The organism is Aeromonas sp. SrichE-2G, from assembly GCF_017939565.1.
Lineage (GTDB): Bacteria > Pseudomonadota > Gammaproteobacteria > Enterobacterales > Aeromonadaceae > Aeromonas > Aeromonas taiwanensis.
Map to the genome: position 1 here is coordinate 1 of NZ_JAGKRG010000022.1, position 277 is coordinate 277.

1 tRNA gene is annotated in these 277 nt (G+C 44.4%); it reads right to left on the reverse strand.

The features are described from left to right. Positions 1–170 precede the first annotated feature (170 nt). Positions 171–246, reverse strand: a tRNA-Ala gene (locus J9885_RS14810). Positions 247–277: the final 31 nt, after the last annotated feature.

Below are 277 nucleotides of genomic sequence, written 5' to 3' on the forward strand. Positions count from 1 at the left end.
TGGTTTTCGCCAAGAAGTTTCCAAAGCACTTGTAACAAATGTTTGAGAACTACTTTTTAAATCAGCTTTCCAGATTGTTAAAGAGCAAACTTCGTAAAGAAGTCAAAGACATAGATTGAACAAATCATTCAACTCATGACTTTTGCTTCTCGCAAATTCAGTACGGATTATGGTGGAGCTATGCGGGATCGAACCGCAGACCTCCTGCGTGCAAAGCAGGCGCTCTCCCAGCTGAGCTATAGCCCCGTAATCGAAGTGGTGGGTCTGAGTGGACTCG